The organism is Streptomyces sp. NPDC048419 (assembly GCF_043200415.1).
Taxonomy (GTDB): Bacteria; Actinomycetota; Actinomycetes; order Streptomycetales; family Streptomycetaceae; genus Streptomyces.
The window spans coordinates 1-14,642 of sequence record NZ_JBICXT010000021.1; the positions used below are offsets into that span (position 1 = coordinate 1).

The window sequence follows — 14,642 nt, forward strand, 5'->3', positions numbered from 1 at the left end:
CCGCCACACACGACACCGACTGAGCACCGGCAACCAGACCCGGTGGGTCAGAACTCGACCGCCCACACCGGGTCAGGATTCAGCCGCCGCCGACACCATGTGCCTGTCCTCCTCTGCCGGCCGCGCCATCAGCTTGCTCGGTTCTCTTGGCAGCAGTCACTGCGCTGACCTACAGCGCAGTGAAATTGGAGTCCTTATCGCCCTCAGGGCCAGTTCCCGCTGTTCCCCATCGTTCCCCGCAGGATCTGGCACGTGAATGGCACGGTTCCTGCGCCTCGAACAATCCCTGGCGGACTGGACCCTGTATGAGCTTCAGGCAGGACCGACGTCATTTGCACTTTCTCAGGGCGCTTCGCTACGTCAGCGGCTCTCACTCCTGTGTCAGTCTCTCGTTCCGCTGCTCCGTGTAGGCGTCGTACTCGTCTTGGTCCAGGATGCGGACGGGAAGCCTTCTGGACAGCGGTGCAACGCCATCCGCCACAAGGGTTACGACGAGGGCCGTGTCGTCGCGGCCGAGTTCCAGGACGTCGCTGAAGTCGAGGGCTGGAAGCGCTCGTGACCACTGTCCGTGGACGATGCTGTCGGTTCCGCCGTCCCACTGGATTGTCGTGACTCCCACGGTGGTCACGAAGTCGACTGGTTGCCACCCCTCCTGATCGCCGAGCCCCCCGAGACCTTTGAGTTCGACGCGGACGCCTACGTTCTTGGCGGCGTAGACGCTCTTGTTCTGTAGCGTCACCCTCGCGATCGCCTGCTTGAAGCCCAGTATTTTGCGTCCCCAGTTCCCCTCCTCATCGGGTGCCGACAGGAAGACTGGCTCGTTCGGGAAGCTGAAGTTGAATGTGATCTCAATGTCCAAAGCAGGACGGCCTGTGGCGGCCAAGTAGGCCAGCAGCGCCACAAAGGCGGCCACGGCGGTCAGAAGGCAGGTGTACATCACCAGGGCCGTGTTCGCGATGGCCACTCGGTCGTGAGTTCCAAGCCCCAGCGTCCAGCCGCCGACTGTAGAGCCCACAACGAGAACTGCACCAGTAACTGCGGCCGCGAGCGTCACAAGGGTGATCAAGCGTCGGGGGTCATGAGGGAGTTTCACGGGTGGAGTGTTCCACGCGGGACCATACGGTGTGCGAGTTGCAGAAGTACGGGCAGCTGGATCGCATGTCACAAGACGGACACTTCGCCGCGCACCCTTCTGGCAGCCCGCCATGATGCCTCGTCAGCACTATCCTCGGGGGACTCATGCGCCGCACTACCATCGCCCTACTCTCTGTCTGCCTGCTCGCGCTCGCAGGATGCTCATCCGGCGGCGAACCGAAGAAGGAAACCGTCACAGCCACACCCACCGCGACCCCGTCGCTCAGCCAGGCCGCGAGTATGCGCCTGTGCACTGACGCTGTCGCCGAGGCGGCCCCGGGCTGGGAGGACTGGAACTTCAACCCCGGTGAGTGGCGGAAGGACCCGCGGACGCCGAAGGAGTGTCTGCCGTTGGCGGACAAGGAGAATCCGCCTAGCGGGAACAGGGCGTTCATGCAGGCACTGCTCGATGGGCTCGGGAAAGCGGATGATCCGCGTGCACGGTCGTAGGTGAGGCGGTCGTGCTGCGGCCTCGCTCCCTGAAACGCCAGAAGCCCCGGAGTGATCCGGCGCTTCTAAGCTGCGTGCACTGGGCAGGATTCGAACCTGCAGCCTTCTGATCCGTAGCTCTTGTCGGTGTGCAACCGACGTTGATCGTTTACGCCTGGGGCGCGGTCTTCTGCTTGAGGCGTTCGTAGGGACTCTGGCCGCCGAGGCCGCCGTGTGGGCGATGGTAGTTGTAGTAGTCCTCCCACTCGCGCAGCTTGTCGTTGAAGACCTCGGCGTCGTCGATGATGACGCCCTCCAGGAGCCGGTAGAACTCCTCGCCGTCGATCCGGTGGGAGCGTTCGACCTTCCCGTTCAGCCGCGGTGTGCGGGGCTTTATGTAGGCGTGGCCGATGCCTTTGTCGAGCACGTGGAAGTGGAAGGCGGACTGGAACTCGGCTCCGTTGTCCGTCTGGATCACCTCGACCTGGAACGGCAGCCGTTGCAGGACGTAGTCGACGAACTGGATGGCAGTGGCCTGGTTGAGGGTCGGATAAATCTTCAGGACCCGCAGCCGGGTGCAGTCGTCGATAGCCGTGAACTGGTAGTACTTGTTGCGGCCGCCGCGCCGGCCTTGCGGCATGGAGGCGAGCGGCTCGATGAACTTCACGTCGATCTGCACGCGGTGGCCGGGCAGTTGCTTCTCGTACCGTTTCCATCGGCGGTCGTGGCGCTTGTAGCGCTGGGAGGCCGGCAGGCGGCCCATGTCCAGGCGGTTGAGGATCCGCCACACGCCCGACTTGCTGATGGTGACGTCGTGGTAGCGCTTGAGGTACATCGCGATCTTCTCGGGGCCGAAATGGTAGTTCTGCCGCAAATAGATGATCTTTCCGACGACCTCGACGTGCGTGGCGTTCGGGCTGTGCTTGGGCGCCTTCGAGCGAGTGCGCAGCCCCTCGATGCCCTCGGCCTGGTAGCGGCGATACCAGATGTAGTACGCCTGCCGACTGATGCCGAAGTACCGGCAACTCATGGCGACGTTGCCGGTGACCTCTTCGACATGGCGTATGACGGCCAGGCGTCGTTTGGCCTCGCGATCGAGCGGGGGTGTCTTCGACATGTGGATCTCCGTAGTGATTCAGAGACCCAGGTGTCAACGATGATCGGCAGTTTTAGACCGACAGCTCTAGCCTCGCGCTTTCGCGAGGTGGAGTGTCCGAGGCTTGATCAAATAAGCGGAGAGTGCTCCTGACCTGCAACGATGGGACTTGTCTAGGGTCCTGTTGGCTGCAGGGGAAGAAGCACTCTCCAGGTGAAGAAGCGTATCGGGTCGCACCCGCGTGTCCGCATCGAGGGCGGCGGGCGGGCGGTGGTCTCGCAGGCTGGGGGTGTGCTGCTGGTCGAGACCATCCGCAAGGCCGGTCTGGACACCGCGATATCAGCGGCGCTGACGCCGTGGCGGAAGGCTCGGGCGGTGCACGATCCGGGCAAGATCTTGCTGGACGTGGCCCTGGCGGTCGCGCTGGGCGGGGACTGCCTCGCGGATGTCGGCATGCTGCGGGCCGAACCGGCCGTGTTCGGGCCGGTGGCCTCCGACCCGACGGTCTCCCGCCTCATCGACACCCTTGCCGCCTCCGGGAAGAAGGCCCTGCGGGCCATCCGTGCCGCGCGAGCTGAAGTCCGCCGCTGTGTCTGGCAATTGACTGACCGGAAAGCGCCTGATGCGGGCGGGACGGTGACCGTGGACCTCGACGGGGTGCTGGTGATCGCGCATTCGGACAAGGAGGACGCCGCACCGACGTGGAAGAGGAGCTACGGTCACCACCCGCTGATGGGGTTCGTCGACCACGGACCGGGCGGCACCGGTGAACCCGTCGCAGCCCTGCTCAGGCCGGGGAACGCGGGCTCGAACACGGCCGCCGACCACATCATCGCCACCCAACTGGCCCTCGCCCAGCTGCCGAAGAAGTACCGGCGCGGACGCCAGACCCCCATCCGCACCGACTCCGCGGGCGGCACCCACGACTTCGTCGCCTGGCTCGCTCAGCGAGGACGGTGGCTGTCCTACTCGGTTGGCATGGTGATCACCGACACCATCCACCAGCACGTGCTGAAGGTTCCGGAATCCGCCTGGACGCCCGCCGTCGAGGCCGAGGGCGAGATCCGTGACGGCGCCTGGGTCGCCGAACTCACTGGCGATGTCCTGAACGGCTGGCCGAAGGGCATGCGGCTGATCGTCCGCAAGGAACGGCCGCATCCTGGGGCTCAGTTGAGGCTCACGGACGCGGACGGTATGCGGTTGACCTGTTTCGCCACCAACACCTCGGGCCGGCCGATCGCCGAGCTCGAGCTCCGTCACCGGCTGCGAGCGAGGGCCGAGGACCGCATCCGGGCCGCCCGGGCTACCGGCCTGCGGAATCTCCCTCTGCACCGCACCGCCCAGAACCGGATCTGGCTGGAGATCGTGCAGATCGCACTGGACCTGCTGGCGTGGATGCCGATGTTCGCACTGACGGGCAAGGCCAGGTGCTGGGAGCCCCGCCGACTGCGGCTCCGCCTTTTCACCACGGCCGGGCAACTCGTGACCACGTCGGCGGATCCTCCGCCTGGCCCGGCACTGGCCCTGGACCAGCGACATCACCGCAGCCCTCGAACGGCTCGCACTCCTGCCGAACCCCGGCTGACCAACGGATTCCCGTCCCTGCGACAGCAGCTCAACACCCGGAGCAGTGGAACCCGGCGCCACCCCGAGACGACACTCGGGCCCCCGGCATGCACGACCTCAGCCCACGACACGAAAACGGTCCACCGACTCCATCGGTGGACCGTCACGAAACTTCGAGGCTAGAGAGATCGGCCATTGGAGGTCATACAGGCCGCCATGAGGGCTATGCCGGGCGGTGTTGGGCGCTGTCGGTTGCTGGGGTTGCTGTACCTCGCTGCTGTACGGCAGAGCTTGTCAGGCCGCTTGTTCCTCCGGGCGAGTGCGGTTCAGGCTCCTGCGTTCATCACGACGCAGACGTACTGAGGGCCGCACTCGAACCGGCGCCTTCGCTACCGTCTGCCCTCTACGCTTTGCCTTTGACGATCTTCTTCGCGCGCCCCCTGACATTGCTGCGATCGATGAACCCGACGCCGCGTTCGTTCTTGAGCCACTTGTCGACGAGGTGCCACGCGACCCCGGTGCGAAGTTGTTCAGCAGCTTCTGCGGCAAGACCATCGAGCCGAGCGTTCTCTGCCTCCAAGCCCTTCTCTTTGGCGGCTTTGGCCTGTTGCTTAGCCTGTTGCCTGGCTTGGCGCTTCACCTCACCGGCGATGTACTTCTCGGCGTCTGTGACAGCCTTGAGGACTTGTGGGTGGGCAAGACCCTGATTGTGTAGATGACCTCGGACCTCTGCGCCGCTGACACCGTCTCGAAGTTGTTGGACCGCAAGCGTGTAGGTCTTCTGGTAGGCAGCCCTCAGTTCTGTAGCGGTGGGACCAGACTGAACTGGCAGCTTGGCCGGTGGCGCGGTGTTAGCCGTTGGCTTCGCCCTACTCCTGCCGGCGGTCTCGGTATAGCGCAGACCCGTCCCTGGGACTGAGAGAGTGGTCTGAACCTTGCCGTCCGCGCGTCTGGTGACTCGGGCCCCTTTCACCCCTGCCGAGTAGCTGACGCCTGACTTCGACGCCGTGATGCGGATCGGTCCGGCCTTGAAGGTCTTCCTGTAGCTGAAACCCATGGCGCCCCCCTACTTGCTGATCGTGGTGTACCAGTCTGCTCTCGGGGACGAGGTGCGTCACCTGGTTCGACGAGGTCGCCGCCCGACAGTGGAGATCGAACATCTACACCCGGCAGACCCTCAGCTTGGGAAGCTGCGATCATTCGCGACCTACTTGGACCTTGACCTGGGCGGACAGGCAAGGCGTAGCCCAAGACAAGCTCGGCCTCTCTCACCGTGATTCCCCGCAGTTCCCCGCTCGATCTGGTGCGCTTGTGGTGCGGCGGCCGCGTCCTCGCCTAGCGCCGTCATCCTTCGAAAGGGGTCGGAGTCGACTGCGGCCACGAGAGCGGCGTACAGGGTGTTGACGCACGCGCATCACAAGGATCAGTAAGGAGTGCTCGGGGAGTGCGTACGTCCTAGACTCTCTTCGTGGCTGTTGGAGAAGATGCCCACTTTAAAGGGATCTCGGGGGCACGAAGAGCCAAGGTCTACCTTGAGGGGACCATGAGGATCTCGGGGGCCTTCGCGAACACTGACTCGCCTGCGTGTGCGAAGAAGCTGACGCTCGGGTGGCCGTACGGCGGTCAAACATTTTCGTTCGATCTGGGCGGCTCGATGCGGGGCAAGCCCTACCAAGCCGACTACTTCTGTGCAGAGGTGAAGAACTACCAGAGCCCAGGAGACCAAGGGACACAATTCGTCGAGTTTCTGGCGAAATGCTACGTTGCCCACAGCCAGGGATACCTTCTTGGCGATCATTACATGTGGATCACTTGGGCTCCCTTCCTCGTGAACAGTTGGGCACAGTTGAATTCACAAGAGAAGGTCGAATCAGCGGTAATCCTGCACCGGCAGCGCGTGTTTGGAAACACTTCAGAGGAATACGCCGAAAGCCAGTTGGATGTGTCTGTAGCGAAAGCCGTATCTGAACGCATTTGGCTGATCGTCCTTTCCGAGAAGCAGGAAACACTCCTTCCGCTGAATGAGTGGCGGGCTATCGTGGCAAGCGAGTTGACGCGTAAGGGAGAATGGTGAGTACTGCGGTTCAATCAATCGCCAACGCGCTAGGTGAGCTTGACCCCCATCGCTCATTCGCTCAGATTAAGCGGATCCTTACTCGAATCCTAGTGGACGTGAATCCGCAGATTCATGTTAAGACTACGACCTATTTCAACCACACTCACGTCCCGGACATGGTTGCCTACTGGCCAGACGATGCCGACACGGGCGAGCGATATATTTATCTGCGGACTACTACTAACCCGGATGATCTGCGGCATGACATTTCCTGCCTTGCCCGAGAGAATCGCCCAGTCATTCTCGTGCTCGGAGATTTCGAGTCGGCAGACGATGCGCGTGAGCTCCACTCATCTTCCGTTGAGCGGGACACTTTGGTGTTGGACCTGGCCGCCCTTTCAGCCCTGACCTCCAATTCAGCTACGGACCCACTCTACGGGCTGATCTCGAATGCTGTTATTGAAGGCGGCCGCGGAGTGCTTGACGAGCATGGTGCCGCAAGGCTGGCGAACACGGTGACATCTGGGGTGCGAGCAGCCCGTCACGGCGACGCCGTGGGGACGGACGAGGCAATCGGGCTTGCTGCAACGGCGCTGACCCCCGTCGCCGCTCAGCGCATGGCAGCCCTTTTGACTACGCTGTGGCAAGGCAGCGGCTCAACATTGACCGCATTGGAGCGTGCTCCTAGATATATTCCGCACCTCGATGAGTTGTCACTCACGTACCTACTCAAAAGCGAAGAGATTACTGACGACGAATTCTGGATCCGGATTGCTCAACGCGTTACCCTGCCTGAGTTGCTGCAGACTGAAATGTACGATTCCGCAAATCTGCAACACCTCATGCATAACTCCCTCACGCTGTGGGAGGCTCGCACTTGCAGCGTCATTCCTTCCACCTTTGCGACAGCAAGACTTGAGGCTCAATGGCGTTGGTCAGTAAGTTCTGGTATTTTGACTCTCCATGCATCCGGATTCCGTCTACGCGTAGCCCCTAAGCTCACTCAACTGAATGCGAACACTGAGCACGATTTGCCACCGTTCGAATTAATTCGAGAGCGCTTGAGTCTACTCAGGATGGGACTAAAAGCCATCACTCTAATGAACGGTGGGGAGAAGGCGAGCTATCACGGGAAAGTGCTGGGCGTCCTACATAGTACTCAGCTAGACTATATTAGCGAAGCTCTCGGGCCAGGCGCCGTGGTCAGAGATATTGAGACATGGACACGATCAGGCGTTCCACTGAAATGCAACTTCTCTACTCGCGCTGCACATGTCAAATCTCCGCGAGGGAGTGTAGTGCTAAAAGATCTAATTGAAACATCCGTCCGTCTTTTCAGTGACCTTTCGCAAGATGAAGAGAGTCACTTCGGCGAGATGATTCGGCAATCCCACGACTTCGATATGCGCCCTCGGGGAGATCTGCCTACGCTTCCGGAGTCTGAACCGCCCTCAGGGCCGTAGTGGGATTTCTCGACGACTACATCATTAACGCGTATAGCATGACCAACGCGTATAGCATGACCGCAGTCGCTGGGTCGGAGCCTGAGCTGTCGTACGGCGACGCTCCCAAGCTCGGGGGGTACGGCCTACTTGGCATCAGGTCACTAGGTCCCATCAGAGACATGCGCCTGGGAAGCTCGGGTCTTCTGGCCAGAGTCACCCTGATGACCTGCGGCCAAGAGCGCTGGCACCCTTGTCTGGTGCGATCCCTCGGTTTTACCAGCTTGGCTGTGTCGGAGCGGCAGATGACGGGATCAGGCCCCTGAGACTCGTGGGGTGCCCCGAGGTTTCCGGACAGGGACCCAATAGGGTTGTCCTGAGAAGGAAACGAGGGAGAAGTGGCGCTACCCAGTAAGTACTCACCGGAGTTCCGTGAGGAAGCCGTCCAGATCGCGTTGAGGTCGAGCAAGACGATCTCTGAGGTTGCCCGGGACCTCGGACTGAACCCGGAGACGCTGCGCGGCTGGGTGAAGAAGCACCAGAAGCAGCAGGAACCAGCTCCCGACGCGGAACTGACGGTGAACGAGCGGGCACGCCTCAAAGAACTCGAACGACGCAACCGCGAGCTGGAGATGGAGGTTACCTTCCTGAAAAAAGCCGCAGCGTACTTCGCCAAGGATCCCCGGTAGCGAGCAAGTACGAGTTCATCGACGAGATGTGGCTCGACACTGCGGAGTGCGCATACAGCGTCGCGTTCATGTGCAGCCGGCTCGGCGTATCCAGATCCGGCTACTACGACTGGCGGTCTCGCCCGGATTCCGCGACGGCACAACGGCGCGAGGAACTGAAACTGCTCATCAAGAAGGCCTTCGAGATGTCCGACAGCACCTACGGGCACCGGCGCATCCAGGCCCAGCTGGGCCGCTGGGGCATCGGAGTCGGCGTGGAACTGGTCCGCCGTCTCATGCGCGAGCTGGGACTTGAGCCCTGCCAGCCGCGGCCGAAGCGGTTCAGCCTGACCAGGGCGGCGGCCGCCCAGGTGCCGGACCTCGTGGGCCGCGACTTCACCGCAAACGCGCCTGGCGAAAAGCTCGTCGGCGACATCACTTACATGCGACCGGGGAGGCCCCCTCCTCTGATCTCCAGAGCCATACGTAGCGCGGCACGGAACAGAAAGCTCGCCACGGGCGCGATATTTCATTCCGACCGCGGAAGTAACTACATGTCAGCCGAGTTCGGGAAGACACTCGGACGGGCCGGGCTCCGAAGATCCGCCGGCCGGACCGGAATCTGTTTCGACAACGCGATGGCCGAATCATTTTTCGGCGCCCTGAAGAATGAGCGTGTATCCAGGGTGACTTACCTGACCAGAGAGGCGGCGCGACAAGACATCACTCGCTACATCGAGTTCTGGTACAATCGCAAATGCCTTCACTCGGCGGTGGGTTACCGGCCTCCCCGCGAAGTCCACGCCGAGTACGAGAAGTTGCGAATCGCCGCGTGAAATAGACAGTCAGATGCCTGTCCGGAAAACGCGAGGCCCCTCATCGATCCCAGCGGCATGATGGCGCCGTGGATGCGGGGGCTTGGGTCGGGGCAGTCTTCGGATTGGGTGGCACCGCGCTCGGCGGTAGGCTCTAAAGCAGCAGCGATCCAGATGTTCTTCCAGATCAAGCAACATGTGCGGGGGCGGCCGGCTCCGGCTCACCCAGGTCGCTGAGTTCCTGGCGTGGTCCGACGTCACTGAGGCGCAGCTTGGAGGATCGGTCAACATCTTGAGCGCGCTTTGTGATCATGCCTTGGACTGCTTGGGGGCCCTTGTGCGGGACGAGCCGCTGCCGGCCGAGGGAGGCGGCATGGCCTGGGCTCTCCGTGTAAAGCATGCGTACGGAGAGGTCATGGAAGGCATGTACGAGTGACGGCAAGAAGATCTTGAAAACCGTCGTGGCAGCGATGTCACCGTGGGTTCAAATCCCACCGCCTCCGCTCTGAGAGCAGCAGAAACGGCCCCTGCCCTGGGTTGATGGTCAGGGGCCGTGCTCGTGCCGGGTTCCCTGCGGCTGACCGCGGATCCCCATGGTTTCCCGCTCGATCGGGCACGGCAGGGGCACGGGCTTCGGAAGGCTACGTCTTGTCGGCGGCAGGCTCGGTGGCTTCTGCGTTCTGCTGGGCGGGGATGTGCGCCACGGCGTCCCGGCGGCTCTCGATGAGACTCCGCAGTTCCTTCGGGGTCGGCCAGGGTGCGCAACGGTGAATCATGCGGTGGCAGTTCGCGCAGATGAGTACGAGGTCGCTGAGTTTGGTCTGGCCCTCGCCGGCCTCGTGCAGTGGTACGACGTGGTGGCATTCGATGTAGCCGCTGCCGCGGTCGCCGTAGACCTCTTCGAAGTCGAAGCCGCATGCCTCGCAGGCCAGAGTTCCGCCCTGCTTGAGCACTGCGGCGATCTTCTTTTTCCGCAGGCCCTTGTTCCGCTCCCGGCGCTTGTGTCGGCTCATCAGCAACCGGCCTTCGGGCGCGCTGTAGTCGTCCAGATCCTCGTCATCGTCCAGCGGCAGCGTCTGGAGGTCTCCCGCGGTGATGCCCTGCCGGATGAGTTGGGCCACCTCGGTCATCTCGGCCGCCCGGGCCAGGAACTCGTGCAGCACGTCGACATCGAGGGCGCCACCGTTGGTGGGCTTGCCCCGGTAGTCCGGGTGGCGCGTGGCGATGTCGAACGTCTTGCGGGCCACCCCGTTGGGGTTGCGGAACTTCTCGTTGCGGTCGGCCTCGGCGTGGATCGGCATGAGCTGCAGGAGGCCGGACAGCTCGATGACGCGCGGGTTGTTGGCGTCCAGCCCCTTCCACCGGTTGGTCATCACGAGGTGGCAGGCCAGAATGATCTCATCACGGGCCCAGTCGGGGTTCTTCACGGACTTGACCTCGAACCCGGCTCGCTTGAGCCAGGCCGCGGCATGGTCTTTCCCGCCGCTGAACTCCTCCGGCAGCAACGCGCGGCCGTGGTCCCACTTGTGCGCCACTCCGGCAATGGCCTTCGAGTCGTACTCCCGCCCCTCGTGCAGCAGGAGATACGAGCGGGCCTCGCTGAAGTGGTACTTGGCCAGGAACTCGGACCGGCCTAGCTCGTCGTACTCGGCGATGGCCTTGAGGACTGCATCCCGTGTGACCGCACCTTTGCGCATGGCGGAAGGGTACGGGTGGCCACTGACAGTCTGGAGCGGGTGTTAGGCGCCAAGGCTGAGGTCCCCGACCGTACGGCCGTGGACCTCAGCCACATGAGTTGACAGGATTCGAACCTGTGACCTCATCCTTATCAGGTCGATCACAGCCCTCCGGATAGCCAGGAGAACCCCGGCTCGGCGGCGGCGCGATGACCGCTGGGCACCGCTGTTGTCCGAACCTGTACGCGGTTGTTGGTAGCAGTCGCTGGTGTCAGCCTCAACGCCGTGCTTGACACAGGCCGATCTCCTCCATATCGCGCTGCCCTCGCCTCTGATCATGCTTCAGTGCGGTGCGGCCATCGTGTGCGCGACTGTGGTTACTGCGCAGGGCTCCGCCCAGATTTCAAGTCGATACCGGTTTATTTCAGCCGAGAAACCCGTGCCGTGCCTTGCCTTCTCCTGCCGTGCCTTGCCTTCTCCTGCCGGGACGTGGGATGGTGATCGCAAGCCGCACGTTGCCGCTGAAGGAGGTGTGGATCTGTGGCCGAACGTGAAGTTGTTAGGTCGCCAAAGTGGACTGACCAGGAGATCGGCACCAAGGTTCGCGTGGCGCTGTGGCTTCGCGACGTGGTTGGCGAGGGGCACATCTTCACCAAAGCGCAGTTGAGGGATGCCTTCCCGGACTACGCCCAGGTGGATCGTCGTCTCCGCGATCTGCGGGAGCATGGTTGGGAGATCGAGACCAGGCTCACCCGGGTCTCTCTCAAGCAAGACGAGCTCTTCTTCGTGCGGGCCGGCGAACCTGTTTGGGACCCGGCGACAAGGGCTGCTCGTGTCGCTCGCCGGGGGCCTTCTGCCCGTCTCCGCCGCATAGTCCTAGAAAGGGATGGGCACGCGTGCGTGCGTTGCGGATCGCAGGCCGGGGCTGTCACCCTGAGCCTCGCCTACGTAGTGCCGATTTCGCAGGGCGGGACCGTTGATACGGACAACCTGATCACCCTTTGCGCGAAATGTAACGCTGACCGTACCTCTCAGCCGCCAGGCGAGGAAGAGGTCTGGTTGCGGATGCAGAGGCTGTCACCGGGCGAACAGTCTCGCTTGCTTGCCTGGATGGCACTGGACCGTCGGCCGGTTTCTGCCGTCGAGGAGGTGTGGCAGCTGTATCGCGCCGCGCCTATCAACCAGAAGAACAGCCTCAAGGAACTTCTGGCGCACGCCGTAAGCGCCCGAGATGAGGGCGATGAGCCCGTCTGACCCACACACTTCCGCCGGTCCCCGCGTCACCTTCCACAGATCTACGGGTCCCGGCGGATGGTCCTACCCCTTCAATAGAGGAGAACGATGTCCAGTATGCAGGGTGTGCTGCCCGAACGGGAGCGTCCGCCAAGCTATGAGATCCTCGTCGCCGCGGTCAGCGTCGGCTATGGCGTGGGGTACAGCGTCGGCGTCAGCAGCGAGACGGAGCAAGCGATCGGCGCCGTGGTCGTGATGGCAATTGCGTATTTCTGGGCTCGGTGGCGTCGCTGACAACAGGTACGTGACCTGACCGCCCGGGCGACAGACGGGATCCTGCTCACCCCGGGCAGGCCCCGCCCTCCTCGGCAAGATGGCCAACTAAGACCACGCAACGATGAAGGTCCCGACTGCTCACCGGTCGGGACCTTTATTTCGGCGCGCAGCCTCTACCCGGGCACGCGCGTGCGGTACGTGAGCTCGAAGGAGTTCACCAACGAGTTCATCAACTCCATCCGCGACGGCAAGGGCGACAGCTTCCGCAAGCGCTACCGCGAGATGGACATCCTGCTCGTCGACGACATCCAGTTCCTGGCGGACAAGGAGTCGACGCAGGAGGAGTTCTTCCACACCTTCAACACGCTCCACAACGCCAACAAGCAGATCGTGCTCTCCAGCGACCGGCCGCCCAAGCAGCTGGTGACGCTGGAGGACCGGCTGCGGAACCGTTTCGAGTGGGGTCTGATCACCGACGTCCAGCCGCCCGAGCTGGAGACGCGTATCGCGATCCTCCGCAAGAAGGCGGTGCAGGAGCAGCTCAACGCCCCGCCGGAGGTACTGGAGTTCATCGCCTCCCGCATCTCGCGCAACATCCGCGAGCTGGAGGGCGCGCTGATCCGGGTGACGGCGTTCGCCTCGCTCAACCGGCAGCCGGTGGACCTGGGGCTGACGGAGATCGTCCTCAAGGACCTGATCCCCGGCGGCGAGGACTCGGCCCCCGAGATCACCTCGACCGCCATCATGAGCGCCACGGCCGACTACTTCGGCCTCACCGTCGAGGACCTGTGCGGAACCTCCCGCGGCCGCGCGCTGGTGACGGCCCGCCAGATCGCCATGTATCTGTGCCGGGAGCTGACAGACCTCTCCCTGCCGAAGATCGGCGCGCTGTTCGGCGGCCGCAACCACACCACGGTGATGCACGCGGACCGCAAGATCCGCAATCTGATGGCCGAGCGCCGCTCCATCTACAACCAGGTGACGGAGCTGACCAACCGCATCAAGAACGTGCTGCGCGAGATCGATGCGCTCACTGGATGTGGATACCGAGGAAGGCAGGGAACGGGCATCGCCACAGAGGAAAGTGGCTCCTATACCCAGCTCTATGACATCCATGCGTCACACGACCAGATTTCTTCCCCGCACGGGTTGAACCTTTGTTGATCGTAGGGAGTGTGCCTGCGTCGGCGTCCTACTCTTAGAGGGCGTTGGAGGAGCTGGCCAGCGCGGGCATCGACTTCAGCGGCGGCAAGAGTGTCGCTCAGAGGGCGCTTCTCCCTACTTCGCCCGCCTGTGCAGTGCTAGACGTCGGCTACCTGCCGTTGCGCTCTTTCCCGCGCAGGTTCCCTATGCCTGCTTCGACCGTTTTCGTAAGGAGTGCTCTTGATCGTTCTTGGTCTCGAAGGGCACCTACTGTCAGTGCGGTGCGTCAGACTAGACCCGCGGCCGTCAGGGCCCCACCGGAAACGGCGGCGGCCCCCTGGTCCTACGCAGGAGGCCGCCAACACCGTCAGGAGCATCAACCAAGGGAGGCCGAGATTCCCAACAACAGGAAGTGTAGGCGTCAGGTCGGACATCGACCTACTTCGAGGATCACGCAGAGGCCGCGAAAGCGCGACCGTAAACACACTCATCTTGCGGAGCGATCCGCTCGGCGACACTTCTACCGGCTTCTGCATTCCGCTGGTGATGAGCTAATGCGCGTCGCCGTCAAGGCGAGCTTGAGCGGCATCGGAGTGCTTGCCCTGTACTGGTGGAACCACCAGCAGTAAGCCGTGTCGAGGAGTGTGTTGGTTCCAATCTGGTAGCGGCACGCTCCGGACCGCTCATTAGTAACCCACCACTACCCCAGCTTCCATCCCGTCCGCCGTCGACCCACACACCGTGGAGCGGGCGTGGTTCATGGCGTGCAGGTGGAGCGCGCCACTGTACGAACGACCTGGACGCCATGGGCCGCGTCTGCTCGGCTCTGCCTGGGTCGATGGTGGACGGGATGGGAGCTCCCCGCGCACGCCCCTACGGACCCGCGGTCGCGAACGGCGCCACCTCCATCCCGGTGCCGGCCGATCCCCCGCCGGAGGCATCGCCTTGACCGTGGCCCGCTCTATACGGTGATCGACTCATGGCTTCCGGCCCTATCCACATGTGGGCGCGCGTCGGCGGCGGCAGCGCCGAGCGGGCCGAAGGCAGGAGCGCGGGCGCGGCCAGAGCCGGGAGCGCGCCCGGCAGAGCGGAGCGCAGCCGGGGCTTG

10 protein-coding genes and 2 pseudogenes are annotated in these 14,642 nt (G+C 63.1%); 8 read left to right on the forward strand and 4 right to left on the reverse strand.

Annotation, left to right across the window (positions count from 1 at the left end; translation table 11 throughout):
* Window positions 1–370: 370 nt before the first annotated feature.
* The gene (locus tag ACGFYN_RS34240; RefSeq protein ID WP_393869828.1) at window positions 371–1,066 is read right to left on the reverse strand and encodes a hypothetical protein; all 696 of its coding nucleotides are present in this window, start codon (window positions 1,064–1,066) and stop codon (window positions 371–373) included.
* A 173-nt stretch (window positions 1,067–1,239) separates the two neighbouring features.
* Between ACGFYN_RS34240 and ACGFYN_RS34245 the strand changes: the two genes are divergently transcribed.
* The gene (locus ACGFYN_RS34245) at window positions 1,240–1,584 is read left to right on the forward strand and encodes a hypothetical protein (RefSeq protein ID WP_393869829.1); all 345 of its coding nucleotides are present in this window, start codon (window positions 1,240–1,242) and stop codon (window positions 1,582–1,584) included.
* A 148-nt stretch (window positions 1,585–1,732) separates the two neighbouring features.
* Here ACGFYN_RS34245 and ACGFYN_RS34250 read toward each other — a convergent pair whose 3' ends face one another.
* Window positions 1,733–2,680, reverse strand: coding sequence for an IS481 family transposase (locus tag ACGFYN_RS34250; protein WP_393869830.1), 948 nt, complete (start codon window positions 2,678–2,680; stop codon window positions 1,733–1,735).
* Window positions 2,681–2,872: 192 nt separating this feature from the next.
* Between ACGFYN_RS34250 and ACGFYN_RS34255 the strand changes: the two are divergent.
* Window positions 2,873–4,244 (forward strand): annotated as a pseudogene (locus tag ACGFYN_RS34255) (IS1380 family transposase).
* Window positions 4,245–4,628: 384 nt separating this feature from the next.
* Here ACGFYN_RS34255 and ACGFYN_RS34260 read toward each other — a convergent pair.
* On the reverse strand, window positions 4,629–5,282 hold the full coding sequence (locus ACGFYN_RS34260; RefSeq protein WP_393869831.1) for a DUF4236 domain-containing protein: 654 nt from the start codon (window positions 5,280–5,282) through the stop codon (window positions 4,629–4,631).
* 411 nt (window positions 5,283–5,693) lie between these two features.
* Here ACGFYN_RS34260 and ACGFYN_RS34265 point away from each other — a divergent pair, with 411 nt between their 5' ends.
* The 3 genes from ACGFYN_RS34265 (at window position 5,694) to ACGFYN_RS34275 (ending at window position 9,227) form a co-directional block, all read left to right on the forward strand.
* Window positions 5,694–6,299, forward strand: a complete 606-nt coding sequence (locus tag ACGFYN_RS34265) for a hypothetical protein (protein WP_393869832.1) — start codon at window positions 5,694–5,696, stop codon at window positions 6,297–6,299.
* Between the two features lie 98 nt (window positions 6,300–6,397).
* A complete protein-coding gene (locus ACGFYN_RS34270; RefSeq protein WP_393869833.1) occupies window positions 6,398–7,744 on the forward strand; it encodes a hypothetical protein in 1,347 nt (448 codons plus the stop codon).
* Between the two features lie 377 nt (window positions 7,745–8,121).
* Window positions 8,122–9,227 (forward strand): IS3 family transposase gene (locus tag ACGFYN_RS34275; RefSeq protein ID WP_393869834.1). Its coding sequence is split into 2 segments (ribosomal slippage): window positions 8,122–8,386 and window positions 8,386–9,227, totalling 1,107 coding nucleotides; the frame shifts between segments, so codons are not numbered across the junction.
* Window positions 9,228–9,847: 620 nt separating this feature from the next.
* Here ACGFYN_RS34275 and ACGFYN_RS34280 read toward each other — a convergent pair.
* Window positions 9,848–10,903, reverse strand: coding sequence for an HNH endonuclease (locus ACGFYN_RS34280; protein WP_393869835.1), 1,056 nt, complete (start codon window positions 10,901–10,903; stop codon window positions 9,848–9,850).
* Window positions 10,904–11,422: 519 nt separating this feature from the next.
* On the opposite strand from ACGFYN_RS34280, the gene ACGFYN_RS34285 reads away from it, so the two are divergent.
* The 3 genes and pseudogenes from ACGFYN_RS34285 to dnaA form a co-directional block, all read left to right on the forward strand.
* Window positions 11,423–12,136 (forward strand): HNH endonuclease, encoded by a 714-nt coding sequence (locus ACGFYN_RS34285; protein WP_393869836.1) that lies wholly within the window; start codon window positions 11,423–11,425, stop codon window positions 12,134–12,136.
* A gap of 87 nt (window positions 12,137–12,223) precedes the next feature.
* Window positions 12,224–12,409: a hypothetical protein gene (locus tag ACGFYN_RS34290; protein ID WP_393869837.1), complete on the forward strand. Its 186-nt coding sequence runs from the start codon at window positions 12,224–12,226 to the stop codon at window positions 12,407–12,409.
* Window positions 12,410–12,553: 144 nt separating this feature from the next.
* Window positions 12,554–13,399: pseudogene (gene dnaA, locus ACGFYN_RS34295) on the forward strand (chromosomal replication initiator protein DnaA); the annotation flags it as partial.
* Window positions 13,400–14,642 lie beyond the last annotated feature (1,243 nt).